This window comes from Pseudomonadaceae bacterium SI-3 (assembly GCA_004010935.1).
In the GTDB taxonomy this organism is placed as follows: domain Bacteria; phylum Pseudomonadota; class Gammaproteobacteria; order Pseudomonadales; family Pseudomonadaceae; genus Stutzerimonas.
The window spans coordinates 3,464,774-3,490,750 of record CP026511.1 but is presented as its reverse complement, the minus strand read 5'-3'; the positions used below and the strand labels follow the sequence as shown (position 1 = coordinate 3,490,750).

Sequence of the window (25,977 nt, the reverse complement as noted above, 5' to 3'; positions counted from 1 at the left end):
TGACGGTGGCATAGGCCGCTAATAAAACGAGGCGCTTATCAACAAGCGCCTCGCTTGTTTCGGGTAGCCGAAGGGCGTTTAGAATCGGTAGTTCGCGCTCAGCTCAAGGGTGCGCGGCGCGCCAGAGGTAATCAGGTCGACCGAACCATGGGCCGAGGCGTAGTACTCCTTATCGAAGACGTTGAACAGGCGCAGTGCCGCATCCCATTGCTCTTGCTGATAGAACAGCGCTGCATCGAATGTGGTGTAGCCGGGTAACTCGGTTTCGTTATCCAGCGAGGTGTACCGGCTGCCGACGTAGTTGGCGCCCATGCCAACACGCCAGTCGGGAGTGAGTGAGCGCACCGCCCACAGGTTGGCGCTGTGGCGCGGCGTGAGCGTTGGCACCTGGCCCTCGTTGGCAATACCGTTGGTCTTGCTGTTCGATTTGGTGATCTCCGCATCCAGGAAGGCATAGCCACCATAGAGCTGCCAGTTGTCCGAGACCTGACCCATGAAGGTGGTTTCGAACCCGTCAGTGCGTTGCTCACCCGCCAGTACCAGCTTGGCCGGGTTGACTGGGTCAGTGGTCTTGATCTGAGTACGCTCCAGGCGGAATACCGCTGCGGTCAAAGTAAGCTGATCCTGCAACAGGTTCCATTTAGCGCCGATCTCGTAGTTGGTGGTTTCCTCAGGCTCCAGTTCCACGTTGGCTGCGCTGACCTGGAACATTTCGCCTGAGGGCTGATAGGACTGGCTGACCGAAAGGTAGTAGGACTGCCTGTCATCCGGCTGCCAGACCAGACCCGCCCGCGGGCTCAGCGTGTAATCGGTACGCTCCAGCTCAGTCTTGCCGTTGAGGTCGTCGCGGAAGGTCTGGTCGAACTCGTCGTAACGCACGCCTAACAGCGCTTTCCAGTGTGGCGACAGCTCGATCAGATCCTGGATGTAGAGGCCTGTAGTTTCTTGCGTATTGAGACCGTCGCCGGTCTTCCGGTTGGCCTGAGACGGCACCGGTTGTAGCGCATCGCCGTAAACAGGCACCCTCGCTACATCATCTTGGTTGAAAAACTGCTGGTCTTTTTCTTGGCGTCCGAACTCAACGCCGTAAAGCAATTGATGATTCATTCCAGCGACGACCGCGTTCTGTTTCAGCTCGGTCTGGTTGAACCATCCATCCTCTTTACGCTGCACATTGCCGCGCTTGAGCTTGACCAGCAAGGTACCGTCCGGGGCAGTGACGAAGCGGTTGGCGTCAGTGTGAGCCAGGGTGTTGTTGCGGTCCAGATCGTAATGGTAATAGCGGCTGGTATTGCTCAGTGTGAAGGCATCATTGATGCGGTAATCGATACCGGCAGTCAGCGAGAAGACTTCGCTGCGGGTGTAGTCCTGATCCGCGTCGGCAGAACCGAAGCGTTTATCGCGGTCCACATCGACCGGGCGGCCGTTGAGTGCCGGAATGCCGAAGTCGATCAGACGCTTGTCGTACAGATATGACGCGCCGAGGTTGATCTCCAGATCGTCGGAGAGCTGGAAGTAGGCAGACGGCGCCAGGGCCTTGCGTTCCAGAAAACCGTTTTCGCGGAAGGTGTCGCTGTCTTCCAGCGCGCCGGTTACACGAAACGCCTTGTTTTTCTGCTCCTGATCGGCCCAGCCGGCATCGAACTGAGTGCGCCGTTTTCCTTCGCTGTCGAAGCTGACACCCACTTCCTGCTCTGGCGTGAATGTAGGTTTTTTGGTCACGCTGTTGATCAGGCCGCCAGACGAGCCACGACCATAAAGTACTGCCGCCGGCCCCTTGAGCACCTCCACGCGCTCGATGTTCGACATGTCCCTGTAGTAAAGCGCGTCATCACGAATGCCATCGATGTACTGGTCGCCAATGGCGCTGAAGCCACGGATGGTGACCTGGTCGCGTTGCCCGTCGCCGTTGCTCAGGCCGATGCCTGGTACGTTCTTCAACGCATCCTCGAGGGAATCGGCGCCTTGGTCCCTGAGCACGCTCTGGGGAACCACATTGACCGACTGCGGAATATCGCGCAGCGGGGCGTCAATCTTTAGGGCTGTCCTGCTCTCTTCGGGCTTATAGCTCGCTTCTTCGCGGGCACCGGTTACTGCGGTGGCAGGAAGCTCAAGCGGGGAAGCGGATTGTGCGTAAACAGCCGGAGCTGCAAGCACGCTGAGCAGCGGCAATAGACGGGTTACATTTGATGGCACGGTGTCATCTCCAGTGGAAGAGGAGGCGACGATAGCGGCGTGTAAACTAAATGTAAATGATAGAGATTATCTTTAGTGGTTGGCTTTACGCTCTTCGTTATAGTTTCCCGCCTCGCCCAACGCTACGAGCCGCCTGGCCGGCTCACGGCTGCTTCTCGCGCATTTTTGCCAAGCCGTTCCACCCGTTGCAGCTGACCTCCTTTGTCCAGCCTGATCCGCAACAGATCTTCGGCCAAAATCAAGTTCGAGCCTAAGTGCTCTGCTGCCTCCACCCGGATGTCGTTTATTGATAAGCCTCTGTTCGGTGCGCCTTGATACCGCGCGCTGAAGTGCGTTAGCACTAGATGCGGCAGCTGGACCGACGCTGCGAACGCGGCGACCTGCGCGGCTGTGCTGTGGCCGAAATCAGCTTTACCGGCTTCGGCGATGGCCTGGGTATAGGTCGCTTCGTGGACCAGCAGTTGCGCGCCTTGGCAGGCCTCGCGTAGAAGTTCGGGCTGGTCGTTATCGCCCGCTATAACGACACGACGCGGTGCACGACTGAACACTAGATAGTGCTCACTACGCAGCGTGCGTCCCTCATGTTCGATGTCCTGACCGCGCATCAAATCGCCCCAGAGTGGGCCGCGCGGCACGCCGTCGCGGTCGAGCTTGTCGACATCGAGGCTAGGATCGGGACGTCTTTCCGTAAAGCTGTAACCCCAGCTCGGGACCCGATGGGACAGGGCAGTGGCCTCGACGCGCATCTGCGAGCTGCACCAGCCGTCGAACGACTCCGTGGCGTGAAACTTCAGTTCGTAGGGTAGCCAGCTCTGGCTCATATCCAGCGTGGCACGTATCCAGTCTTCGATCGCCCGCGGAGCGATGATATCCAGCGGCTCCTGGCGCCGTGCCATGCCAGCGCTGGCGAGCAATCCCGGCAAGCCGTAGCAGTGATCGCCGTGCACGTGGGTGATGAAAATGGCTCGCAAGCCATGCAGCGTCAGCGGCGTATGCAGTAGTTGATGCTGGGTGGCTTCGCCACAATCGATCAGATACCAGCCTTTACCACTGTCCTCCAGCAGCGCTACGCCGCTGACATTGCGGGCCTTGGTCGGCGTGCCGGAAGAAGTGCCAAGGAAGATCAAGTCCATGGTAATGCTCGTGCGTAGTCGTCGCGTCAGTATGGCGGCCGAGTGCCGGCGGAGAAACCTGCACCCGACCGGGGCACCTTGCCGGGTTCATATATCTTTTAGCTACTAAGAAAGCACGAACTTATATTAAGGATTGCTAGTTCGGACCGTTATGCTGCTGGCCTTTGACACGGCCTGTGTGCCTTGAATCGGACGTTCGCATGGAATTCGGTGTAATCGGCTTTGTTGTAGCCGGCCTGCTGGTTGGCTTTATCGTTGGCATGACCGGTGTAGGCGGTGGCTCGCTGATGACGCCGATCCTGTTGTGGTTCGGCGTCAACCCGGCTGCGGCCGTGGGCACCGACCTGCTCTACGCAGCGATCACCAAAGCCGGCGGCGTCTGGGTACACCAGAAGAATCGAAACATCGACTGGAGCATTACCGGCTGGCTGGCGCTGGGCAGTGTGCCGGCCGCAGCGCTGACGCTGTGGCTGTTGAAAGGGCTGCACACGGACCAGGATGCGCTCAACGCGATCATCAAACACTCCCTTGGCATCGTGCTGGTACTCACGGCGCTGGCTGTGCTGTTCAAGAAGCAACTGCTCGCTGTGGCAGCTCGCTTGTCAGGCCCGACCCCCCGGCTATCGCCGCGCGGGTTGAACATCCTGACCTTAGCTGTGGGCGTTGTGCTTGGCGCAATGGTCACGCTGACTTCGATAGGCGCCGGTGCGCTGGGTACAGTGGCGCTGTTCTTCCTTTACCCCTTGCTCGCCACGCGCCGCCTGGTGGGGACTGAGATCGCCCATGCGGTGCCATTGACGCTGGTAGCCGGGCTGGGTCACGCCAGCATGGGCAACATGGACTGGACCATTCTGAGCTACCTGCTGATAGGCTCGTTGCCGGGCATTTATTTGGGCAGCAACCTGTCCGGCCGGGTGCCGGAAGGGGTGTTACGACCTTGCTTGGCAGTCATGTTGGCGATGATCGGCTATAAGCTAATCTGACCTATCGCTTTTTCGGGAGTGACACGCGCCGCGCAATTCTTGGCAGAGCATGCGCGGTTGGCGGTGCCCAGATACCATGACGAATGCAACGTTTCGCTTCTATGCCAGGTTGAACGCATTCCTTGCCGTCGAGCGTCGCGGGCAGGCGTTTCGCTGTTCCTGCGCCGAGTCGGCCACCACCAAGCACATGATAGAAGCCCTCGGCGTACCGCATACCGAGGTGGCGCTAGTCCTAGTCAATGGCGCGCCGGCTGGCCTTGACTGGCCAATCGAGGCGGGTGACCGAATCGCCGTGTATCCCAAGTTCGAACAGTTGGATATCGGCTCCCTGACCGCCACTGAACCCTTGCCGCCGGGTCCGCCCCGCTTCGTGGCCGATGCCCACCTCGGAGGTCTGGCGCGGCTGCTGCGAATGGCTGGCTTCGACACGCTCTACGACAACAATTTTGAAGATGCGGCAATGGCAGAGCTGGCCAACCGTGAACGCCGTGCGCTGCTGACCCGCGACCGTGCGCTGCTGATGCATCGGCTGGTGCTGCATGGCTGCTATGTACATGCAATCAAACCTCAGGACCAGCTACGCGAACTCTACCAACGGCTCGATCTGGCCAGCCATGCCCGGCCCTTCAGCCTGTGTCTGAGCTGCAACGTACCACTGCATCCGGTGGACAAGGAGGCCATACTCGATCGCGTGCCGCCGCGGGTGCAGGCGCGCCATGAGCGTTTTTTGGGCTGCGATCAATGTGATCGGATTTTCTGGGAAGGCACGCACTGGCAGGACATGCGGGCCTTGCTCGATTCCCTGACGCTCGTTGACTAGTGCTCCTTTCGTATCGGTTAATGTTGTCCCCAACCCCTCAGGAGCCGACCATGCAGCGCCACACGATGTCCTGCCTTACGCCGGCCATCCCTCTGCTCGTCTCAGGAGTTGCTTGCCTGGCGATTGGCCTTGCGTCGGAGACGAAAACCTTTCTATGGATGGCGCCCGGCTTTCTGGCGACAGGCTTGGTGTTGATGCTGCTAGGCCTCCGCCGTCGAGGCCACTGACCTGATCAGGCCGTTGCTTGCGCGTTCAGTCCACGGCTCGCTGATTGGACAGGTAGATAGGGTCGGGTGAAAGCGCCTGCCCATCCCATACGGCTTGCAACCCTTGTCCGTGGTCACAACCGTGAAGGCGTGATATCCGTCGTCGCGTCTTCAGCGCAGCGAACCAACGCACTGGGGAAATAGCACTACCGCTAAGACGAGCGTACATAGCCAAATCGGCAATACGTCGGCAAAAGCCGAAGTAGCTTCCCTGGTTGAGTCCCCAGAAAGGCTCCACGGCATGGTCGGCAAAACTGTAACAATTAAAGGGTAAGGGTGTGGCCGGCGACCGCTAAGCCCCGGTGTGCTTGGGGAGTGGTGTGTTATCCACAAAAGCTGTGGATAACACTGTGAACATATATTGGATGACTTGCTCAAACGCCCATCTGGCGCGGCTCAGAACAGATCGACGAGTTTTTGCCCAGTATTGATAAAGCCTTTTTAATCAATAACTTAGGTTTGTTTAGTCTGGCGCTTGCCACACCCTCGCGAGCAGAGCCAATCCGGCCGGGTCTTATGTGCATAAAATTATCTGTCAACGGGTTTTTTAGATAATTTTGCTGCTATAAGACTGGACAAATCCGTTCGAATGAGTCGAGGGGATGGCTGCTTGCCACTAAGCGCAGTTGATCATCCAGGACACGCCGAAGCGGTCGATAAACATGCCGAAACGCTCGGCCCAGAAAGTTTTCTCCAGGGGCATCACAACCTGCCCGCCCTCCGAAAGCGCTGTGAATAGGCGTTCACTCTCGGCGATGCTTTCGGGGTGCAATGAGATCGAGCAACCCTTAATGCCTTCGTATGGTCCTCCGCCACAAGCGGGATCTTCCGGCATGGTATCCGACGCCATGAGCGAGAATTCGCCGAGGCTCAGACAGACATGCATGATTCGGTCGCGATGTTCCGCCGGGAAGTGCCCAGCGTCAGGCGCTTGTGCAAAAGTCATCATTTCCAGTTCGCCGCCGAGTACCTGCTGATACAGCGTAAAGGCGTCACGTGCCTGACCGTCGAAGGTGAGGTAAGGGGTAATTTTCATTCGATTCTCCTGGTGCGGTTAGTGGTTGATTTGCGCGCGTAGGCGTTCTTCTTGCTCGCGTAATTCGGCGGTGAATTCCGCCCCGAAGTCCTCGGCTTCGAACACCTGTCGGATTTCGATTTCCGACTCACCGACGGCCGATACCGGGCAGCGCTTTACCCAATCGATGGCGTCCTGCAACGAGGCCGTCTGGAATAGCCAGAAACCTGCAATTAGCTCGCGGGTCTCGAGGAAGGGGCCATCCACGACCGAGCACTGGCCGTCGTTGAAACGCACCCGCGCACCTCGGCTGCTGGGGTGTAAGCCTTCGCCACCAAGCAGCACGCCCGCATTGGCCAGGGTTTCGTTGTAACGGCCCATGGCTGCAAGAACATCCTCGCTGGGCATCTCGCCCGCTTCGGTTTGCGCGTTGGCCTTGATCATCACCATGAATCGCATCGCTTCGGTTCCTCTGTGAGTTAAGGACGGCCAAGTCGGCATCAACCCATCCGCCGGCACTAATCCCTAGTCGTTCTGAGCCCAGCCAAATCGACAACCAGCCGTCTTTTTCTTCAGGCGATTCTTCATTCAGCGCTGAACCATGCCTGCGTGATACGTGGCTATACATTCCCTGCGCGACGGCTCTGGCCAGCCCAATGCGCGGGTGGCGGGCAGGAGCGATACGTCGACGAACCGATCGAAGCGGTTGCGCTCTCCCACAGATCGGTGATGCGCCGGCCATGGGGCACGGCAGCACATGAGTGAAACAGGATGCCGGACGGCGGGCCGCTCGATGCGAGCGTTGCACTGAGCGCGTCATAGCGTTGCCGATCGATGGTTGGGAATTCCAGGGTGGTCAGATAGGGCATCGCGTGTTCTCTGCGAATGTAGAAAGGCAGTTCGGCATCGGCGCGACTGGTCATGCGCAAAGCTAAGCAGATTATTTTTCAAACTCACTGCATCCAATCGTCTGCCTGACGGGTAGTACAGGTAGCGGCTGCTTGGCCGCCCAATCTGATCACTACCCGGAGACACCAAAAATGGACGCGAAAAAGATCCTCTGCCTGACCGGTCTGACACTGGCCATTGGCTGTTCTGCCAGCGCCTTCGCCCAGATGGACGTACCTGAAGCCGTGCGCGTACCGGACGGCCACAAGGTCGCCATGGAAACGGTTGGCGTCGGCCAGATCACCTATGAATGCCAAGCCAAGACCGACATGCCCGGCCAGATGGCCTGGGTCTTCATGGGGCCGAAAGCGGCGCTCAACGACCGCAGCGGCAAGCAGGTCGGCAAATACTACGGCCCACCTGCAACCTGGGAAGCGATGGATGGCTCCAAGGTGACCGGTACTCAGGTCGCCATTGCGCCAGCCGGCGACGGCAACATTCCTCATCAGCTGGTCAAGGCCAACCCGGCTGAAGGTAAGGGCGCCATGACAGGTGTCACTTACATCCAGCGCGTCGCGACCAAGGGTGGCGTAGCGCCGGCCAAAACATGCGAAGCGGCCAACGAGGGCGAGCGCCAGATCGTTGATTACCAGGCCGACTACCTGTTCTGGGCCAACAAGTGAGCAACGCGCAGTGGGTGAAAAGCCGCTCGATATGAGCGCTGATCGCTTCTATGCTCTGACTCCCCGGCCCGTATGCGTCGGGGGTGTCGATAACCAGCCAATGGCAGATACCGTGTCGCAACCCCCCTTGTTCGATTACGAAGCGGCCCTGCGCGCTTGCGCACGTGGCGAACGATCGGCATTGCAGCAGCTTTACGAGCAGGAAAGCCCGCGACTGCTCGGCGTCGTTCAGCGCATTGTGCGAGATGTGGCCCTGGCCGAAGACATCGTTCACGACGCCTTCATCCGCATCTGGAACAAGGCCGGTACGTACGACCAGGCGCGTGGCTCGGCTCGCGGCTGGATCTTCAGCCTGACCCGCCATCTGGCGCTAAATGCCGTACGTAACAACGCCCGCCACGTCCAGATGGAACCGGACGAGGAGGGCGACATGGAGCACGCCGCCATCGATGGTTGGCAGGAACAAACCGACGCCTTCGATTGGCGGGTAAACCCCGGCAGGATCGAAGCCTGTCTCGAACAACTCGAACCGGTGCGTCGCAATTGCGTGTTTCACGCCTACGTCGACGGCTATTCGCATCAGGAAATCGCCCAGCGCCTGGGTGCGCCACTGGGTACGGTAAAAGCCTGGATTCGCCGCAGCCTGACCGCCCTTCGTGAGTGCATCGGATGAACAACGAACCCAAGGGTCCGAACGAGGCCCTGCACGAACTCGCCGGCGAATATGTGATTGGAACCCTCTCTGCAGAAGACAGGGAAGCGGTCGAAAAGCGCCTCGCTGTAGAGCCTGAGTTGCAAGCAGCAGTCGATTACTGGGAAGCGCGGCTGCTCTACCTGACCGATCTGGTCGAACCGCAAACGCCCTCGCCGCGCTTGTGGAATCGAATCGAGCGCAGCCTGGACGAGACGAGTCGCCAGGCCGCTCCGGCTGTACCCGCCCGCCCGAACAGCTGGTGGGAAAGCCTGTCGCTGTGGCGTGGTTTTGCTGCAGCCGGCATGGCCGCCACGCTCGTGCTTGGGGTCGTGTTACTGACACGCCTGTCGCCTACGCCGTCGCCAACCTGGCTCGTTGTGCTCGCCACCCCACAGGACCTTTCACCGGGTTGGGTCGTGCAGGCCAGCAATCAACCACGTGAAATCGAGCTGATACCGCTGGGTGTCACCGAACTGCCGCCGGACAAGGCCCTGCAACTCTGGACTAAGGCCGAAGGTTGGCAGGCGCCGGTCTCCCTCGGCTTGGTCAAGCCGGGTGAGCCGGTAAGGATTCGCCTCGACGATTTGCCGCCGTTGCAGCCCAACCAGCTATTCGAATTGACGCTGGAACAGCCGACCGGCTCGCCGACCGGGCTGCCGACCGGGCCAATCCAGTTCATCGGGCGTGCGGCCAAGGTCATTTGAAGACGGGGCGCAACAGGCTGCGCCCCATCTGATCAGCGCTTTGCTTTCTCCATGAGATGGTCGGCTAGCGCCTGATAGGCCGGCAGCGAAGTGGGGTCATTGTCCGCATTCTTGGCCGAGGGGTGGGAGGCGAATCGGGCAATCACCATTTCGGCTGTCGGGTCTATGTAGAGGGTTTGCCCGTGCACACCGCGAGCGGCGAACGCGCCATTGGCGTTGTGCAGCACCCACCACATCGCTCGATAGCTGCCGCCTGGTAGCGTCTTGTATCCGGCTTTGGCGAACACCTGCTTATCACCCCCGGTGCGAATGGTCCGAACGACTTCTGCAGGGAACAATTGCGCTCCGTCGTGTTGCCCCTCATCGAGCATCAACTGCCCGAGCCTGGCCATGTCCCGAAGGCCGGCGCTCAGACCGCCGCCGGCAAACGGCGTACCCAGTGCATCGACCGTGTAGTAAGCGTCCTGCTCGGTGCCCAGGCGCCGCCAGAGCCGTTCGGAGACCAGTTCACTGACGGCCTTGCCGGACACGCGGGCGATGACCCAACCCAGTGCATCACTGTTGACGGTCCGATAGCCGAACGCCTCACCGTGGGTACCGCGCTTGGCAACGGTCTGCAGGTACTGGTAATAACCGACCGGCCCTTTGTAGTCGGCAGGCTTGGGCAATGGGTTCGCCGCCGCGCTGTAACTCCAGATCTGCGCGTTGGGATCGGCATAGTCCTCGCTGAAGTCGAGCGCCGTGGTCATGTCCATGACCTGCCGTACGGTGGCATCACCGAAAGCGCTGGAGGCTAACTCGGGAACCAGCTTTGCCATCATGGCCTGATCATCGAGCGTGCCTTCGGCAACCAGTATCTCGGCCAGCAGGCCGGTCAGCGACTTGGTCATCGACATCGCGGCGTGTTTGCGCTGCTCGTTGAGGCAGCCGGCATAGCGTTTGTAGACCACACGGCCCTGGTGCAGCACGATGATGCCGTCGGTGTAGTTCGCTGCCAGTGACTGTTCCCACGTCATTGGCTCGTGGCTGCCGAGGGGGACAAACCTGACGGCATCGATGCTGCTGTCGAGCGATTGGCGTAATGGCGCCGGTGCATCCAACCCTCGGCTGACGGCCTCGGTGGGCAGCAGCTCGCGGATATGGCACACGGTCCAGCGAAGCTTGGGAAAGCTGAAGTAGTTCGAGTCCGGCTGGCCGATCAGTTTTTCAGCAGGAGGCGGAAAGCCCTGCATCCAGCCCAACTTGACCGGGTCGGACTCCGCAGCCGTCAGCTCTGCTTGAGCGCTCGTGCACAGGCTGGCCAGACAGATCGCGGCCACTAGACGCCTGACCCAGCGTTCCTGACGCTGCATCGGTTCTCGACAGTGGGCATCCGGGGAGCGCGGTCTGAGTCGGAAGCTGTTGCCTGCCATACCGTCACCTCACGGTTTTGTTGTGGCGAGGTCAGCCAACAGCCGTCCCCGATAAGCGATCCACTCCGTCAACCCTAGTCCAGCGTCACCCGTGCGGTGGAATATTCAGCCCCTTGGCCACCGCTGGCCGGGCGACGAAGGCATCCAGTACCCGCTGGACGTTGACGAAGCGCTCGAACTCCACCAGTTCACGCGCTTCGTAGAACTCCACCAGCCCGCGGACCCACGGGAATGTAGCGATATCGGCGATGCTGTAGCGCCCGCCCATGATCCATTCGCGACCTTCCAGGCGCTTTTCCAGCACGCCCAGCAAGCGTTGGGCTTCGGCGACGTAACGGTCGCGCGGACGTTTGTCTTCGTAATCCTTGCCGGCGAACTTATGAAAGAAACCGAGCTGGCCAAACATCGGGCCGACGCCGCCCATCTGGAACATCAACCACTGAATCGTTTCGTAGCGGGCTGCGGCGTTCTCCGGCATCAACTGACCGGTTTTCTCGGCCAGGTACAGCAGAATCGCACCGGACTCGAACAATGCCAGCGGCTCTCCGTCCGGGCCGTTGGGATCGAGGATCGCCGGAATCTTGTTGTTCGGGTTCAGCGAAAGGAATTCTTCTGAGCGCTGGTCACCGCTCTCGAAGCTGACCAGATGCGCCTCGTAGGGCAGACCGGTCTCCTCCAGCATGATCGACACCTTCACCCCGTTGGGCGTGGGCAGCGAATACAGCTGCAGACGATCCGGGTAACTGGCAGGCCATTTCTGGGTGATCGTGAAGGTGGATAGATCGTGCATGGAGCCCTCCAGGGAAGCGGGTTATTCGAGTCGGTAGGTTGGTACGGGTTGTTACTAAGGGTCAGGTTTTTTTATCTTTCGTTCGATAGCGATTCCTGGGTAGGCGCCTAGTTCAGAGCATCTAGGAATGTTCCGTGAATCTCGTACGTTGCCTCGAATCCATGAGGGCCCTTCCAATGCTGCGATAAGAGTTTTGTTAAACGGCGGCCATAAGCCGATATAAGCCATTCGTAATCCGTCCATATTTCCGGGCTTAGGTTTGCCGGATCGGTGCTGCTTGCCTTGTTCAGGGCGCAGGGATACCTAGCCCAAGATTCGTTACCGTCTTCAAACGTGCCCAGGATTTTCCGTGCTTTGCGCCTGTAGGGAGCGTGCCTTGACAATGCCGCAAGTTCCGTCAACTTGTGTGATCGAAGGGGTTTTGCAAGTGTGCCATTCGATATCCAGCTCGGATTCTCAAATACCAGAAAGACCTTGATTGCATTCTCTAAGGCAAACGACGCAAGGAGAAATGTCGCACGATCCGTGTTGTCCCAAAATGCTTCGCGCCCAGTCTGGTGGTCTTTTCGCCGAAGGAATCCATGTCCGTAGCTTTCCCTTAGTTTCAAGGCTTGGTCGTGGAGATCGTCCGCCACTAAGAACCAGCTATGTGGGCATGCAAAGCCGACGAATTCCTCATTTGTCATGGTGTCCGTTTCCCTTGTTGTGGCCGTACGCTACGCATCAAAACGCATCCACTATGTGCTTAGGCCGCTTAACTTATCGGAGTCGCTCATGAGCTTAACTACCCCCTACGACCCACAGAACATCTTCGCCCAGATCATTCGCGGCGATGCGCCTTGCTACAAGCTCTACGAGGATGACGATGTACTCGCTTTCCTGGATCTGTTTCCGCAGTCCTACGGGCATGCGCTGGTGATTCCGAAGCGGTCCGCGGCGTGCAACATCCTCGATGTGGATACCGATGCGCTGTGCAAGATGATGGCGGTGGTGCAGAAGCTCGCTCGCGTGATCGTCGAGGAGTTGCAACCCGATGGCGTGCAAGTGGCGCAGTTCAACGGGGCGCCGGCGGGGCAGACGGTGTTTCACATCCATGTACATATCGTCCCGCGCTATTCGGGCGAGGGGCTCGGCATTCACGCTGCAGGTAAGGCCGATCCGGCAGAGCTGGAGAAGCTGCAGGCGCGGCTGGTAAGCAAGCTTGCCGAGAGCGAGCACTGATCGGCACCTGAACTGGCATCGCTGCCGCACCGGTTGCAGCCGCGACCATCGCAGCAGCGAAGAAACACCAAAGTACTATTCGTAGCGAATGCGAGGCTTCGTACCCTGCGGGCATGAAGCCTGCTCCGTGGTCCCTCAACTTGTCTTTTGCTCGTGCATGCCTCGCAGCGCTTCGATGCGGGCGTGTGGTTCTGCTCGCGGTAGTCCCGTTGTTCGTTCAGGCGCAGGGCGAGGCGCAACCGCTGCCGGTGCTGACCCTTAGCGTGTTGCAGTTCGGCACGCCGCATTGGGAACTCGACCATCTCAAGCGTCATGGGCTGGACAAGGCCAATGGCTTCGATCTCAAGGTGCGTTTGGTGGCTGATTTGCCAGCGTCGCGTCTGGCGCTGAGCAGCGGCAGCGTGGATGGCGCGGTAAGCGACCTGCTCTGGGCGCAGGCACGCTACGAGGCCGGGACGTTGTATCGCTACCTGCCGTTTTCCTCGCAAATCGGCGAAGTGCTGGTAAACGACAGTAGCCCTATTCGTACCCTGGCCGACCTGCGCGGCAAGCGCATTGGCGTCGCCGGTGGCCCGGACGGGCTCGGTTGGCAACTGCTGCAGCAGGCGGCGGCGGGGCAGGGGATTGACCTGGCCCGCGAGGCGACGGTGCAGTACGCGGCGCCGCCCCTGCTCAGCCAGGCGTTGCGGCGTGGCCAGGTGGATGCGCTGCTGACCTTCTGGCACTTCTCGGCGCGCCTGCGTGGTGAGGGCGGTGTGCGTATTGCCTTCGGTCTGGCGGATCTGATTGGAACGCTGGGTCTCGACCCCGATCTCCCGGTGCTCGGCTACCTGTTCCCGCAAGCCTGGGCGATTGAACACGATGATCTCTTGCAGCGCTTCTCCCGCGCCTTGCGCGAGACCAAGGACCAGCTGGCAAGTCAGCGCGATCTCTGGCAGGAAATCCGGCCCTTGATGCGGGCCGATAACGACGCGGTGTTCGCTGCGCTGCATGACAGCTTTGTCGAAGGCATTCCCCAACCGCTGGACGCGGCGCGCATCGCTGCGCTGCATCGGCTGTTGCTGCTGACCGGCGCCGAGCCGGAAAAGCTGATGCCCGCGGCGCTGTTTCAGAGCGAACCATGACCGGCTCGCGCTATGCCTGCTGGGTTGCACTGCCGCTGTTGGTCGCGGTGTGGGCCGTCATTGCGCTGACAGCGGACACACCGCTGCTGCCTTCGCCGGCTGAGGTGGCGCATGCGTTCTGGCTCACCGTCCAGAGTGGTGAGCTGCCTCATCATCTGTTGGTCACCCTGCGTCGGGTGCTGATCAGCTTTGCGCTTGCGATGGTGCTGGGTGCGCTGCTGGGCGTCTGGATGGGGCGCTCGCGGTTCGCCAACGCGGTGCTCGATCCGCTGCTGGTGCTTTTTCTCAACCTGCCAGCGCTGGTCACCATCATCCTGCTCTATGTCTGGTTCGGTCTGGTGGAAGCGGCAGCGGTGCTGGCGGTGGTGATCAATAAAGTGCCGAACGTGGCGGTGACGGTGCGCGAAGGCGCGCGCAGTCTCGATCCGAAGCTGGAACAGATGGCCCAGGTCTACAACTTCAACCGTTGGCAGCGGGTGGCGAACGTCTGGCTGCCGCAGCTGTTTCCGTATCTGATGGCGGCGACCCGCGGGGGCCTGGCGCTGATCTGGAAGATCGTCCTGGTGGTCGAACTGCTGGGCCGTTCCGATGGTGTCGGTTTTCAGCTGCACATGGCGTTTCAGGTCTTCGATGTGGCGAGCATATTGGCCTATAGCCTGGCCTTCATTGCCGTCGTACAGCTGATCGAGCTGGCGCTGCTGCAGCCGCTGGAGCGACGCGCATCGAGCTGGCGCAACGCCGGGATGCAGCATGCTTGAGCTGCGCATCGATGGCGTAGCGGCAGACCATCCGGTGCTCGGGCTGATCGACGTACAGGTGCGGGCCGGGGATCGAATCTGCTTGCTGGGCCCCTCCGGCGTCGGCAAGACTACCTTGCTCAACGCCATCGCAGGCCTTGATCCACGCCTGGCTCCGATGATCCGTCTTCAATCCGGGCGGCGCGTCGGCTACCTGTTTCAGGAGCACCGCCTGCTGCCCTGGTACACGGTGCGGCAGAACCTCAAGCTGGTCGGCGCCACCCCAGGCGATATTGATCGGCTACTGGCCGACGTTGGCCTGGGCGATGCAGGTGATCGTCTGCCGGATCAGCTCTCGCTGGGTATGGCGCGCCGCGCCTCGCTGGCTCGGTGCCTGGCCGTCAAACCTGATCTGCTCTTGCTCGATGAGCCCTTTGCCTCGTTGGACCCGGACCGCGCTGCCGAACTGCGCGAGCTGATTGTCCGGCTGCTTGAAGGGCAGCCACAGATGGCGCTGATCTGCGTGACCCACGATGCGCGCGACGCCGATCAGCTCGCCAATCGGCTGTGGTACATGAACGGCAAGCCTGCGAGCCTGCGTTGGGATCGACCGCTGACCGACGGGACCAATGCCAGTCAGATCTGCGACACGCTGCGCTCGCTCAATGCTCAGCCAGCTGCCAGCTGAGTCAGGGCATGCAGCAGCAGCCCGACCAGCCCGCCCACCAGGGTGCCGTTGATGCGGATGTACTGCAGGTCTTTGCCGACACTCTGTTCCATCTGCTCGACCAGTTCGCGGCTCTCCCAGTTTTCCACGCGCTGGGTGATGTATTTGCCGATCTGCCCGCGGTAGCGCTCGAGCAGGCTGGGCGCGGCCGCCATCAGTTGCTCGTTGATCCAGGTACGCATGGACGTGTCGGCGGAAAGCGAGTCGCCCAAGCCTTGGGTCAGGCGCACGATTCTTTTGCCGATGCGTGAATCCGCGCTCTCCAGATCCGCTTCCAGCCACTCGGTCAGCTCACGCCAGAGCGTCTGCAGGTAATCGGTGGTCGCCGGATGTTCAAGCAGCTGAGCGACGATGCGTTCGACTTCCAGCCGATAAGCCGGGTCATGCTTGAGCCGGTCGATGTACTCCGCAACATGCTCGTCGAAGCGCTCCCGTAGCGGATGTTCAGGGTCACCCGCGATCTCTGCGATGACAGCCGATACGCCGTCGACGAACTTGTTCGCCGACCAACCGCCGACCGCCTTGCCGAGTCCCAGATAGCGCAGCGTGCGGACCTCGGCGGTGATGGCGTCGGCCACCAGTGCACGGGTGTCATCGTCCTGCAGCAGCGCATCGACCTTGATCAGCGCTTCATCGAGCATCGCCTGATGTTTGCCCTGTCGGGTAAGCATTTCCAGCACCTGACCGCAGATCGGTGCGAGATCGGCCTTGCGCGCTCGGTTGATCAGCTTGGCCTGTACGAACGCTTGCACGCGTTCATCGTGCAGCGACTCGACGCCGAACCGCGCCATACCGGTGAGCTGGCGGCCAACCGCTTCGGCATTAGCGGGATGGCGCAGCCAGTTGGCTAGCCGGCCGCCGATATCCAGTGCTTCGAGCTTGGCCAGCACCATCGGAGTGGACAAGAAGTGAGTGGTGATGAATGTCGACAGATTCCGCCCGATGCGCGCTTTGCTGCGCGGAATGATCGCCGTATGCGGGATCGGCAGGCCGAGCGGGTGGCGGAACAGGGCGGTCACGGCGAACCAGTCGGCAATCGCACCGACCATTGCCGCTTCTGCAAAAGAGGCGAGGTAGCCCCAGGCCGGGTGACGCGGCTCCATGGCGGTTGCGATGACGTAGAGCAGCGCGGCGAGCAGCAGGAGCAGGCCGGCGACCAGCTTCATTCGTGTGACGGGGGATTGCCAGCGGCGGTGCAGAGGGCTCATGCGATTCCTCTTTGCGGCGAAATGGTGTGCGGGGTGTTACTCAGGCGTATCGGGTACGGCCGACGGGTCTGCCTATACAAGACAGACCCGGCTAGCGAGGAGAGGGTTCGGTAACCGCTAGCGTGCGGTTTATTCCTCGTCGTCTTCCTCGCGCAGCAACACGTAGCTGTCGTCGTCCAACCGCTCGCAGATGTAGAACATGGAGATGCTGCCGTCCTGTTCGGTGACGGCAGCATAATCGTCGGCTTCGACGGTAAAGAACCCTGTTGAGTCGGAGCCAGGTTCGCTGGCGAAAACAGCGGTGAAGAAGGCGTCTTCCGGCATCCCGTCGAAATAGTCAGCGCGCGCCTTGGCGTCCCACTCCTGCGGCGGCTCGAACTGCCCGGTGATGATGACGCGGGCGTCGCCCATGTCGCGTTCTTCACCATCCGGGTCCGTTTCGTGAGCACGGTAGATGGTGCAGTTGAGCGCATCCGGGTCGGCCAGAATACTGTCGCGCGACGGGGTTTGGGTGGCAGGCATGGCAGCAGCTCCGGTCAAAGATTGGATTGTCGGCAGTGTGGTGGAGTCCGGGGGGCGCTGCAATCGCAAGTTGGGAAGGATGCTGGATTCTTTCGATCAAGGCGGGCTGATCGGACCGCCGGTGGCTGAACAGGCGAACGCTATCGGCCGGCTGTTGCTCCAAATGGTTAGACCCTTTCGCACCAACGCAACGAGGTAGCCATGAACCAGAGCGACCAGACTCAGCGTGAGCAGGACAAGCCAGCCGACGACCTGCCGGACGTCACCATGACCGATGCTGGCGAGAAGGAAGCAGGCGAGGATCCTGATTTCGACGACAGCGAGATCGATGACGACCAAGACAGCCGCGGCTGAAGTTGAATGACCTGCGCAGCCGAAACTGCGCAACACCCAGGAGTGCCAGATGGACAAATATCACGTTAACCCGACCCCGATGGGCTGGGAGCTGACCGATCAGCAATCCCAGGAAACGGTATTGCGAACCCTGACCAAGGATGAAATGTTCACCGGCCTGGATAGCTTGATGGAAGGCAAGACCGCATCGGTCGAGGTCTACGATCGCCACGGGACGTTGGAAGAAGAGCGGCCTTATCCGGGCAGCAGTCATCCGGTGTCGACCCGTTAGATCCGGGTGAGCGCATATTTCCGCACGGTGAGCGAACACACCTGTCATACCATCACCGCTTCGCTTATCTGACAGGAGAATCCTTATGCGCATGATGCTCGCGCTCATCCCTGTGTTGGCCTTGGCCGGTTGCTCGTCCTGGCAGGCGGACCCGGAGGACATCACGCCAGTGCCCGAGGAGCGTCTGCGTGGCTTTCAGACACCTGTGGCCAATGGTGGCGAGTTGGTGGTGACCCGCGACTTCGGCATTCGCGGCGGAGGCTGCTACGTGGCTGTGATGGTTGATCGCAGGCTGGCGGCTCGGATCCATGTCGGCGAGCAGGTGCACTTGCACGTGCCGGCCGGGATGCGCATCGTCAGCATCGAATCGGACCCTGAGGACGACACGCTGTGCGGCAAGGGCAGTCTGCTGCGCGAGAAAGCGGCGCGGGTCGAGTCGGGAGAAACGCTGCAGTTCCGCATCAGCAGTGATAACCGCATCGGCTTCGATATCCAGCAGGTCGACGCACAGTAGCAGCGCATCGTTCGCGGCCGGTTTCGCAGTTTGCTCACTGGCGCGAGGCGGTATCACGAAGAAACATTCTTGCACCGGCCTCGCCGAACCCTCCCTCCGGTTTCGTGCTCCCAGATAGGCAAACCGTTGTGCTTGAGCCTTCGGCGTCTGTCTGAACGTTGGTAACAGCCCGCTCCTGCACAACGATCCATACGCCATACGCCATACGCCATACGCCATACGCCATCGCGGCCGCATGGTCGCCTGCCAGGAGTCGATTCGTGAAACGAGCCATATCCTCCCTGATGTTCGTCGCCGGGCTTGCTCTGGTGCCTGCGCTGCACGCTGAACAACAACCGACCTACGGCCCGCACCTTGAAGGGTTTGAATATCCGCACCCGATCAAGCGCTTCGATTTTTCGTCTCAGCGCCAGCCATTGACCATGGCTTACATGGACGTGGCCCCCGCGGGCAAAGCCAATGGGCGGACGGTCGTGCTGATGCATGGCAAGAACTTCTGTGCGGCAACTTGGGAGGAGAGCATCGAGGTGCTCTCGCAAAACGGTTATCGAGTGATTGCGCCTGATCAGATCGGCTTTTGCAGCTCCAGCAAGCCTGAGGCTTACCAGTTCAGCTTTGCGCAGCTGGCACACAACACCCGGGCGCTCTTGCAGTCGTTGGACATCGAACAGGCCACGGTGATCGGTCATTCCATGGGTGGCATGCTGGCGTCACGGTTCGCCCTGAATTACCCACAGATGGTCGAGCAGCTGGTGCTGGTCAATCCCATCGGGCTCGAGGATTGGCAAGAAAAGGGCGTGCCCTATGCGCCAATCGAAGAGCTATACCAGAGCCAGTTGAAGACCGACTTCGAAAAGATCAAAGCCTACCAGCAGAAGTTCTACTACAACGGCAGCTGGAAGCCGCGCTATGACCGCTGGGTAAACATGCTTGCTGGGATGTACGCCGGTGACGGCAAAGAGATCGTTGCCTGGAATCAGGCGCTGATCTCCGACATGGTGTTCACCCAGCCGGTGATCCACGAATTCGACACGCTGAGCGTGCCGACCCTGTTGCTGATCGGTGGCAAGGACCGCACCGCACCGGGTGCCAATCGAGCGCCGGAAGACGTCGCGCAACGCCTGGGCGACTACCCCGAACTTGGCCGGCAGGCCGCAGCGATGATTCCCGACGTGACCCTGGTGCCTTTTCCTGAACTGGGCCATTCACCGCAGGTCGAGGCGCCGGATGTGTTCCATGAGGCGTTGCTGGATGGGCTCAAGACGCGTTGAGCCACGCCGCGAGTGCGGTGGCCGGGACGCCGATCTCCGTGCCGGCTGTGGATGGATACCTCTAGAGAGGCCAGACCCAGAGGATGACGGGCACGGCCACCAGCACCACCAGAATCGACAGCGGTAGCCCGAGCCGCCAGTAGTCACCGAAACGGTAGCCGCCGGGCGCCATGACCAGCGTGTTCGACTGGTGCCCGATGGGCGTCAGAAAGGCGCAGGAAGCACCGATGGCGACCGCCATCAATAGCGGGTCGGCAGAGGCGTCCATACCGCGCGCGAGGGCGATCGCCACGGGCGCGGCGAGCACCGCGGCGGCGGCGTTGTTGACCACGTTCGACAGCAGCATCACACCCACCATCAGGATCGCCACGGTGGCTGCCGGCGGGGCGGCCTGGCCAACGTCCAGCAGGGCATCGGCGATCAGGCGCGAGCCTCCGGTGCTTTCCAGCGCTTCACCAATGGGCAGCATCGCGGCAATCAGGACGATGATCGACATGTCGATGCTCTTGTAGATGTCCCCGGTGGGCACCAGCCCGACTAGAATCATCGCCAGGGCGGCACCCACCAATGCGACGGCGGACGGCACCATGCCCAGCGCAATGAGCACCAGCGTAGCGGCAAAGATGCTGCTGGCGAGCAGCACCTGCCGAGGTGCGGTGATCCGCAGGCCGCGCGATGCCAGCGGCAGGCAACCGAGACTGTTAAGCGTCGATTGCAGCTGATCCTCACGCGCCTGCAACAACAGGATGTCGCCCGCGGCAAAGCGGATCTTGCCCAGCCGCTGTTGCAATCGCTGCCCTTGGCGAGCCACGGCCAGGATGTTGACGCCATGGCGCTCACGCAGTGCCAGACCGGAGGCGCTGGTACCGATCAAAGACGAACTTGCAGTCACGATGGCCTCGGCCAGTGCGCGCTCGGCGTTGCGGTCGGCTTTGGAATCGGCGGCTTCGGGCTCTTTGTCAGGCTCACCGTTCCGTTTCAGCTGTTTGTCCTGTTCGGCTTTTTCACGGGCTTCCGCCTTGCTGTCGGCTTCGGCAGCAAGGCGCAGGTGGGTCACATCGAGAAAACGTTTCAGGCTGTCAGAGTCGGCTTCGACCAGCAGGATGTCGTCGTCGCGTAGCACTTCATAGGTCGACGGCATACGGTGGGACTTTCCGGCACGTACCAGCCCGGTGACCATCACATCGACCTCGTCGCCGCCCGCAGCGATCAGGTCATGCAGGGTGCGGCCAGCGTATTTGCTGTCGGCCGGAATCTGCAGTTCGGTCAAGTAAGCACTGATTTCGAACAGTTGCTGCTCACCGCTCGGGTCCTCGCGACGAGGCGTCAAGCGCCAGAGCAGAGCGATCAACAGCACCCCGACGAGGGTGATCGCGAGGCCCACCGGCAGAAAGTCGAACATACCGAACGGCGCTTCGCTGACTTCACGCCGATAGCCGGCAATGATGATGTTCGGCGGCGTGCCGATGAGGGTCAGGGTGCCGCCGAGCAAAGAGCCGAAAGCCAGGGGCATCAGCAGATAGGAAGGTGAGCGGCCGCTCTGGCGCGACATCCAGACGGCTACCGGCATGAACAGCGCGAGCGCGCCGACGTTGTTCATGAAGCCCGAGCACAGGGCGACGATACCGGACAGCGTCAGCACCTGGATCCAGGGTCGATCGCCGACCTTGGTCAGGTGCCGCGCCAGCGAATCCACCACACCGGCATTGAGCAAGCCGCGGCTGAGCACCAACACAGCAGCAACAGTGATCACCGCCGGATGGCCAAGGCCCATGAACGCCTTTTCCGGCGGCACGATGCCGGCCAGGGTAACCACCAGCAAGGCGGCAAGGGCGACAATGTCATAACGCCAGCGATTCCACACGAACAGCCCCAGGGTGGCAGCGAGCACGGCGAATACGATCAGCTGATCGCTTTGCATGGATAACTCCGATAACGGCTTTTGCCGCAGTGAACGGATGACGGTTAAGGGCCGAACGGCCGGATCTAGACGGGTTGCGCCAAAGCGAAGCGGCAAGGCGGCGATACACTAGCCGTTTGAGCGGGTGCTGAGCCAGCGCTGCGTTCGACATTAGGCGGTATGCGCCGGTATCGAGCCAGACACTGATGTGGTTGGAGGTCAAACTCGCCCCAGCCAGGGTGTTTTCCCGTCTCGGTCACTGGCAAGACCCGCTCCGGTAGGCAAGGATGTAGAAGACTCCAGAACGAAACCTGCCCATGCCCAAGCAACTTTCTCTGCATTGCCGCGATGGCTACCCGCTCGCTGCGCAACTCTGGCTGCCACCGGGACAGGCACGTGGCTCGGTGATCGTCAGCAGCGCCACCGGTGTGCTGGCGCGGTATTACGCGCGCTACGCCGGCTTCCTGCGCGAACGCGGCTATGCGGTGCTGACGTATGACTATCGCGGTATCGGCGGGTCACGCCCGGCCAGCTTGCGAAAGGCGAACATCCGTTGGCGCGACTGGGGCGATCTGGACTTTGATGCGGCGGTGCGTTGGATGCGTCAGCGTGGTCCCGATGGGCCATTGGTGGCCGTCGGTCATAGCATCGGTGGTTTTCTGCCGGGTTTTGCCGAGTCCGCTACCGAGGTCGATCGTTTTCTCAGTGTGGGCGCGCAATATGCCTACTGGCGCGACTATGCCGCCGCGCAACGCTGGCAGATGTTTGCCAAGTGGCATCTGTTAATGCCGGCGGTGACGGCGCTGTGCGGGTATTTTCCCGGCCGCCGACTGGGCTGGCTGGAAGACCTGCCCGCAGGCGTCGCGCGCGAATGGGCATTCCGCCAGGCAAGGTTGGAACAGAGCTATCCGGAGCATGAACGGGCCGAGGTGCTACGCCGCTTCGCCGCGATCAGCGCGCCGATCCTGGCGGTGAGCCTGAGCGACGACGAGTACGGCACGCCCCCGGCGATCGCCCGCGGGCTGTCCTACTACCGCAATGCCGCCGTGCAGCAGGTCCAGCTGAGTCCGGCGGTACTGGGCATGGAGCAGGTCGGGCACTTCGACCTGTTTCGTGAGCGCCATCGAGACGGTTTCTGGCAGGCGAGCCTGGCCTGGATCGGGGAAGGTCGCAATCCCTGGTCGGGCGAGGCGCAACCCTCAGTCAGCGAGGCGTGCTGAGCGCGACGTTTTAGGCCTGTTTGGCGGCGAAGACGGCGCTAACTGCGGTTGGCCTGGGTGACTGGGTGCGTCTGATTATCGGCACTGTGCACGGCAGGCTCGTTCAACAGCTGGCGGACCGCGTCCGCATAGGCGCGGCGGCCGACGCGCATGGCGTTGTTGTGGTTGCCGCCCTCGATCAGCAGCAGCTGTTTGGGGTTCTGAGCGGCGGTGAAGAGTTCTTCGCTGAAGCGCGCCGGTACGTATTGATCAGCCGTGCCATGAACCAATAACAGCGGCATGCCGACCTGATCGATCTTGTCGATGGAATCGAATTTCTGCGACACCAGCCAGCGGACTGGCCAGGGCGTGTCAGCCACCTCCGTTGCGATATCGGCCAGGCTGGTAAAGGTGGATTCGACGATCAGCGCACGCGCTTCCGGCGCTTCGCCACGGCGTTCGGCTTCGCGTCCCAGTTCGGCGGCGAGGTCCACCGCCACCGCACCACCCAGCGAATGGCCATAGATCAGACGCTTGTCCGCATCGGGCTGCAGAGTTTTCAGATGGTCCCAGGCGATACGCGCGTCCTCATATACGCTGGCCTCTGACGGCAGCTCGCCGAGGCTTTGGCCAAAGCCACGATAGTCGATTGCCAATACGGAGAAGCCCAGTGAACGTATCTGTTCGAGTCGGAACAGGTGCCCGGTGAGGTTCCAGCGAGAACCGTGCAGATAAAGGATCGCCGGCGCGTCTCGCTTGTCAGCCGGCCACCACCATGCGTGGATGTTCTGGCTGTCGCCGAATGCAGGCGCGCTTAACTCCAGCTCCTCCACACCGCCTGGTAGGCCGCGGTACCAACTGGCGGTACCGGGCTCGATGCGAAACACCAGTTCGCGCTCTTTCTGTTCGAGCATCGAGCAGCCGACGGGCAGCAGGGTGAACACTGCGGCGACGATCAGCGAAACAAAGGTGCGGGCTCTGGTGCGGAAAAATGGCAATTTCGACATGCAGCGGGAAGTTCTCCTTCGGGAATCGACATTGAGCGGCCAGTTGGCGAGGCACGCAAGCGGCTAGCGACGGCAAGTCATTACTACAGATTGCAGCGTTGCGCTGGTGACCACACGCCATCGAGCGCCAGTGCGGAGTAGCATCACGGGTTCCTATCCGTAATGGAGCTTCATCGTGACTACAGCACGTATCGGTTTGCTGCCCGCCCTGTTGATCGCCGCTGCGGTGGCCTTCGCCGGTTGGTCCGTTGGGCAGGGCGTGGAGCGCTTCCGGATGGCGGATCGCTCGGTGACGGTCAAAGGCCTGGCTGAGCGGGACGTGGCGAGTGATTTTGCCGTCTGGACACTTGGCTTCCGCCGTGCCGGCAATGACTTCGCCAGCGTTCAACAGGGCCTGTCAGAGGACCGCAGTCGGGTCGTGGCGTTTTTGCACGAACAGGGTTTCAGTGATGACGAGATCGAGGTCCGCCCGTTGCAGGTGCAAGACTTGCTGGCGCGCGAATGGGCGCCGCAGGAAATCGCCCTGCGCTTCAACGGCAGTGGTCAGGTGCTGGTGAAATCGGCACGTGTCGAAGCGGTCGGCAAGGCTGCCAATGGCGTCGACCCGCTGATTCTGGCCGGCATCCAACTGGATACCGAACAGAACGGATTCAGTGGCCCGCGCTACCAGCTGCGTGGCTTCAACGACCTCAAACCGGCGCTGTTGGAAGATGCCACCCGCAACGCCCGCGAGCAGGCTGCAAAGTTCGCCGAAGATGCCGGCGCGCAACTTGGTGAACTGAAGACCGCCAACCAGGGCGTGATCCGCGTGCTCGATGATGACGGCAGCGACATGGACACCGGCCGCACGCCGGGCAAGCGTCTGCGCGTGGTCAGCACATTCGAATACGCGCTGCAGTAATTTTCCCTTTGCTGGGACGCCACAAGGCCCGTCGCGGTTGTAGAAGGATTGACCTCATGTGGCGGGAGGCTCGATACCCCTCCGAACATGGCGCTGTTTGCGGTTCTTTTTTGCGGGTCAATCAGCAGGCGTTTCGGTTTTGCCAGTTCACGATTCGATGAGGTCATTCGCTCAATCGCAGGCGGTGGCGGCTCCCCTGGTTTCTTCGCTTCCACTGTTTGCGGTCCAGGCCCACCAGAACACCAGCAAGCCGACGGCGCCGGTAGCGGCGCCGATGTAGCCAGTCGAGGTCCAGCCAAGCCCTGCGCTGATCGCCAGCCCGCCGAGCCACGGCCCGAGGGCGTTGGCGACATTGAAGGCTGAATGGTTGGACGCAGCTCCAAGCGTCTGGGCTTCGCCGGCCACGTCCATCAGGTGGGTCTGCAGGGGCGGGCCGAGCGACACCATAGTGCCTACCGCAAACGCGGCTGGGAGGATCGTCCACAGCGAGTGTGTAGCGAGCGGGAACATCAGTAGGACCAGGATGCTCCACAGCAACAGCCAGGCAACAGCCTTGAACCCCAGCCTGTCGAACAACCAGCCGCCAAAGAGGTTGCCGACGATGCCGCCCAGCCCGAAAGCGGCCAGCCCCACCGGGATCCAGTTCTGGCTGACGCCAGTGACCTCCAGCATGGTTGGTGCCAGGTAGCTGAACACGCAGAACATGCCTGCGAAACCGATCGAACTGATGGCCAGCGCCAGCCACACCGGTTTTCGATTGAAATCACGCAGTTCGCGCATCGGGTTGTTACGCGGCTCGCTGCGGTCGAGCGGCAGGAAGATCGCCACAAGCAACACCGTCAGCAGCGCGATCATTCCGACCAGACCAAACGCCCAGCGCCAGCTGAGCCATTGCCCCAGCCAGGTGGCGGTGGGATTGCCGATCAACATGGCGATGGTGAGGCCCGCTAGCACGCGGCTGACCGCCTTGGCCCGCTGGTCAGGTGCAACCATCGAGGCGGCGACCAGCATCGCCACGCCGAAGTAGGCCCCATGGGGCAGGCCGGCGATAAAGCGGAACAGCATCAACGAGTGGTAATCCGGTGCGATGGCGCTGGCGAAATTGCCCAGAGCGAAAAAGCCCATCAGCAGCAAAAGCAGGTGCCGGCGGAACATCCGCGAGCCAAGGATCGCCAGCAGCGGTGCGCCTACCACGACACCCAGGGCATAGGTGCTGATCACATGGCCCACTTGCGGCTCGCTGATCCCCAGGCCCTGCGCGACGTTGGGCATCAGCCCCATGATGGCGAATTCGCCGGTACCGATGGCGAACCCACCCATGGCCAGGGCCAGCTCGATCAGCAATATGGCGCGCGCCGAGAATGTCGACTTGCCTGTGGCGTTCACTTGGGTCATCGGTGCCTCAATGGGATGGGTCGATTAGCGGACACGCGCCGC

29 protein-coding genes are annotated in these 25,977 nt (G+C 61.2%); 15 read left to right on the top strand and 14 right to left on the bottom strand.

From position 1 onward, the window contains the following. Nucleotides 1–78 precede the first annotated feature (78 nt). Both C1896_16335 and C1896_16330 read right to left on the bottom strand, forming a co-directional pair. Nucleotides 79–2,196, bottom strand: coding sequence for a TonB-dependent siderophore receptor (locus C1896_16335; protein ID AZZ46338.1), 2,118 nt, complete (start codon nucleotides 2,194–2,196; stop codon nucleotides 79–81). Nucleotides 2,197–2,318: 122 nt separating this feature from the next. Then, complete coding sequence (locus tag C1896_16330) at nucleotides 2,319–3,329, bottom strand: MBL fold metallo-hydrolase (protein AZZ46337.1); 1,011 nt, start codon at nucleotides 3,327–3,329, stop codon at nucleotides 2,319–2,321. 200 nt (nucleotides 3,330–3,529) lie between these two features. Between C1896_16330 and C1896_16325 the strand changes: the two genes are divergently transcribed. Continuing rightward, nucleotides 3,530–4,312: a hypothetical protein gene (locus C1896_16325; GenBank protein ID AZZ46336.1), complete on the top strand. Its 783-nt coding sequence runs from the start codon at nucleotides 3,530–3,532 to the stop codon at nucleotides 4,310–4,312. A gap of 76 nt (nucleotides 4,313–4,388) precedes the next feature. After that, entirely contained in the window at nucleotides 4,389–5,132 is a 744-nt protein-coding gene (locus tag C1896_16320; GenBank protein AZZ46335.1) for a twitching motility protein PilT, read from the top strand. Nucleotides 5,133–6,014: 882 nt separating this feature from the next. On the opposite strand, the gene C1896_16315 is transcribed toward C1896_16320, so the two are convergent. The 3 genes from C1896_16315 to C1896_16305 all read right to left on the bottom strand — a co-directional run bounded on the left by C1896_16315 (nucleotide 6,015) and on the right by C1896_16305 (nucleotide 7,336). After that, on the bottom strand, nucleotides 6,015–6,434 hold the full coding sequence (locus tag C1896_16315; GenBank protein ID AZZ46334.1) for a VOC family protein: 420 nt from the start codon (nucleotides 6,432–6,434) through the stop codon (nucleotides 6,015–6,017). Between the two features lie 18 nt (nucleotides 6,435–6,452). After that, nucleotides 6,453–6,872 (bottom strand): dehydrogenase, encoded by a 420-nt coding sequence (locus tag C1896_16310; protein ID AZZ46333.1) that lies wholly within the window; start codon nucleotides 6,870–6,872, stop codon nucleotides 6,453–6,455. Nucleotides 6,873–7,033: 161 nt separating this feature from the next. Then, a complete protein-coding gene (locus tag C1896_16305) occupies nucleotides 7,034–7,336 on the bottom strand; it encodes a hypothetical protein (protein AZZ46332.1) in 303 nt (100 codons plus the stop codon). Nucleotides 7,337–7,453: 117 nt separating this feature from the next. Between C1896_16305 and C1896_16300 the strand changes: the two genes are divergently transcribed. The 3 genes from C1896_16300 to C1896_16290 all read left to right on the top strand — a co-directional run bounded on the left by C1896_16300 (nucleotide 7,454) and on the right by C1896_16290 (nucleotide 9,382). After that, nucleotides 7,454–7,984 carry a hypothetical protein gene (locus tag C1896_16300; protein ID AZZ46331.1) on the top strand — a complete coding sequence of 177 codons (531 nt, stop codon included), beginning with the start codon at nucleotides 7,454–7,456 and terminating at the stop codon, nucleotides 7,982–7,984. A 100-nt stretch (nucleotides 7,985–8,084) separates the two neighbouring features. After that, nucleotides 8,085–8,657: an RNA polymerase subunit sigma gene (locus tag C1896_16295; protein AZZ46330.1), complete on the top strand. Its 573-nt coding sequence runs from the start codon at nucleotides 8,085–8,087 to the stop codon at nucleotides 8,655–8,657. Then, nucleotides 8,654–9,382 (top strand): RNA polymerase subunit sigma-70, encoded by a 729-nt coding sequence (locus C1896_16290; protein AZZ46329.1) that lies wholly within the window; start codon nucleotides 8,654–8,656, stop codon nucleotides 9,380–9,382. Before C1896_16295 ends, C1896_16290 begins: the two co-directional genes overlap by 4 nt. 32 nt (nucleotides 9,383–9,414) lie before the next feature. On the opposite strand, the gene C1896_16285 is transcribed toward C1896_16290, so the two are convergent. The 3 genes from C1896_16285 to C1896_16275 all read right to left on the bottom strand — a co-directional run bounded on the left by C1896_16285 (nucleotide 9,415) and on the right by C1896_16275 (nucleotide 12,270). Continuing rightward, nucleotides 9,415–10,614: a 6-aminohexanoate hydrolase gene (locus C1896_16285; GenBank protein ID AZZ47705.1), complete on the bottom strand. Its 1,200-nt coding sequence runs from the start codon at nucleotides 10,612–10,614 to the stop codon at nucleotides 9,415–9,417. Between the two features lie 265 nt (nucleotides 10,615–10,879). After that, nucleotides 10,880–11,584, bottom strand: a complete 705-nt coding sequence (locus C1896_16280) for a glutathione S-transferase (GenBank protein ID AZZ46328.1) — start codon at nucleotides 11,582–11,584, stop codon at nucleotides 10,880–10,882. Nucleotides 11,585–11,691: 107 nt separating this feature from the next. Further along, the gene (locus C1896_16275) at nucleotides 11,692–12,270 is read right to left on the bottom strand and encodes a hypothetical protein (GenBank protein ID AZZ46327.1); all 579 of its coding nucleotides are present in this window, start codon (nucleotides 12,268–12,270) and stop codon (nucleotides 11,692–11,694) included. A gap of 88 nt (nucleotides 12,271–12,358) precedes the next feature. Between C1896_16275 and C1896_16270 the strand changes: the two genes are divergently transcribed. From C1896_16270 to C1896_16255, 4 genes are all read left to right on the top strand, one after another. Continuing rightward, complete coding sequence (locus C1896_16270; protein AZZ46326.1) at nucleotides 12,359–12,805, top strand: HIT family protein; 447 nt, start codon at nucleotides 12,359–12,361, stop codon at nucleotides 12,803–12,805. Between the two features lie 113 nt (nucleotides 12,806–12,918). Beyond that, nucleotides 12,919–13,929, top strand: coding sequence for an ABC transporter substrate-binding protein (locus C1896_16265; GenBank protein AZZ46325.1), 1,011 nt, complete (start codon nucleotides 12,919–12,921; stop codon nucleotides 13,927–13,929). Continuing rightward, nucleotides 13,926–14,687: an ABC transporter permease gene (locus C1896_16260; GenBank protein AZZ46324.1), complete on the top strand. Its 762-nt coding sequence runs from the start codon at nucleotides 13,926–13,928 to the stop codon at nucleotides 14,685–14,687. The genes C1896_16265 and C1896_16260 overlap by 4 nt, the downstream gene beginning before the upstream one ends. Then, on the top strand, nucleotides 14,680–15,354 hold the full coding sequence (locus C1896_16255; protein ID AZZ46323.1) for an ABC transporter ATP-binding protein: 675 nt from the start codon (nucleotides 14,680–14,682) through the stop codon (nucleotides 15,352–15,354). The genes C1896_16260 and C1896_16255 overlap by 8 nt, the downstream gene beginning before the upstream one ends. Here the strand turns inward: C1896_16255 and C1896_16250 are convergent. Both C1896_16250 and C1896_16245 read right to left on the bottom strand, forming a co-directional pair. After that, a complete protein-coding gene (locus tag C1896_16250) occupies nucleotides 15,336–16,601 on the bottom strand; it encodes a DUF445 domain-containing protein (GenBank protein ID AZZ46322.1) in 1,266 nt (421 codons plus the stop codon). The two genes, C1896_16255 and C1896_16250, sit on opposite strands and share 19 nt — an antisense overlap. Before the next feature lie 129 nt (nucleotides 16,602–16,730). Further along, nucleotides 16,731–17,123, bottom strand: a complete 393-nt coding sequence (locus C1896_16245; GenBank protein AZZ46321.1) for a hypothetical protein — start codon at nucleotides 17,121–17,123, stop codon at nucleotides 16,731–16,733. On the opposite strand from C1896_16245, the gene C1896_16240 reads away from it, so the two are divergent. The 3 genes from C1896_16240 to C1896_16230 all read left to right on the top strand — a co-directional run bounded on the left by C1896_16240 (nucleotide 17,122) and on the right by C1896_16230 (nucleotide 18,262). Then, nucleotides 17,122–17,322 carry a hypothetical protein gene (locus tag C1896_16240; GenBank protein ID AZZ46320.1) on the top strand — a complete coding sequence of 67 codons (201 nt, stop codon included), beginning with the start codon at nucleotides 17,122–17,124 and terminating at the stop codon, nucleotides 17,320–17,322. The two genes, C1896_16245 and C1896_16240, sit on opposite strands and share 2 nt — an antisense overlap. A gap of 204 nt (nucleotides 17,323–17,526) precedes the next feature. Continuing rightward, nucleotides 17,527–17,748 carry a hypothetical protein gene (locus C1896_16235; protein AZZ46319.1) on the top strand — a complete coding sequence of 74 codons (222 nt, stop codon included), beginning with the start codon at nucleotides 17,527–17,529 and terminating at the stop codon, nucleotides 17,746–17,748. 85 nt (nucleotides 17,749–17,833) lie between these two features. Further along, the gene (locus C1896_16230; GenBank protein AZZ46318.1) at nucleotides 17,834–18,262 is read left to right on the top strand and encodes a 3-isopropylmalate dehydratase; all 429 of its coding nucleotides are present in this window, start codon (nucleotides 17,834–17,836) and stop codon (nucleotides 18,260–18,262) included. Nucleotides 18,263–18,296: 34 nt separating this feature from the next. Here C1896_16230 and C1896_16225 read toward each other — a convergent pair whose 3' ends face one another. Then, nucleotides 18,297–18,536 carry a hypothetical protein gene (locus tag C1896_16225; protein ID AZZ46317.1) on the bottom strand — a complete coding sequence of 80 codons (240 nt, stop codon included), beginning with the start codon at nucleotides 18,534–18,536 and terminating at the stop codon, nucleotides 18,297–18,299. Between the two features lie 10 nt (nucleotides 18,537–18,546). On the opposite strand from C1896_16225, the gene C1896_16220 reads away from it, so the two are divergent. Continuing rightward, entirely contained in the window at nucleotides 18,547–19,533 is a 987-nt protein-coding gene (locus tag C1896_16220) for an alpha/beta hydrolase (GenBank protein ID AZZ46316.1), read from the top strand. Nucleotides 19,534–19,594: 61 nt separating this feature from the next. On the opposite strand, the gene C1896_16215 is transcribed toward C1896_16220, so the two are convergent. Then, nucleotides 19,595–21,454 (bottom strand): SLC13 family permease, encoded by a 1,860-nt coding sequence (locus C1896_16215; protein ID AZZ46315.1) that lies wholly within the window; start codon nucleotides 21,452–21,454, stop codon nucleotides 19,595–19,597. Between the two features lie 296 nt (nucleotides 21,455–21,750). Here C1896_16215 and C1896_16210 point away from each other — a divergent pair, with 296 nt between their 5' ends. Continuing rightward, nucleotides 21,751–22,653 carry an alpha/beta hydrolase gene (locus C1896_16210; GenBank protein ID AZZ46314.1) on the top strand — a complete coding sequence of 301 codons (903 nt, stop codon included), beginning with the start codon at nucleotides 21,751–21,753 and terminating at the stop codon, nucleotides 22,651–22,653. Between the two features lie 38 nt (nucleotides 22,654–22,691). On the opposite strand, the gene C1896_16205 is transcribed toward C1896_16210, so the two are convergent. Further along, nucleotides 22,692–23,639, bottom strand: a complete 948-nt coding sequence (locus C1896_16205) for an alpha/beta hydrolase (GenBank protein AZZ46313.1) — start codon at nucleotides 23,637–23,639, stop codon at nucleotides 22,692–22,694. Nucleotides 23,640–23,814: 175 nt separating this feature from the next. On the opposite strand from C1896_16205, the gene C1896_16200 reads away from it, so the two are divergent. Then, the gene (locus C1896_16200; protein AZZ46312.1) at nucleotides 23,815–24,540 is read left to right on the top strand and encodes an SIMPL domain-containing protein; all 726 of its coding nucleotides are present in this window, start codon (nucleotides 23,815–23,817) and stop codon (nucleotides 24,538–24,540) included. A 171-nt stretch (nucleotides 24,541–24,711) separates the two neighbouring features. Here C1896_16200 and C1896_16195 read toward each other — a convergent pair whose 3' ends face one another. After that, the gene (locus tag C1896_16195; protein ID AZZ46311.1) at nucleotides 24,712–25,935 is read right to left on the bottom strand and encodes an MFS transporter; all 1,224 of its coding nucleotides are present in this window, start codon (nucleotides 25,933–25,935) and stop codon (nucleotides 24,712–24,714) included. Nucleotides 25,936–25,977: the final 42 nt, after the last annotated feature.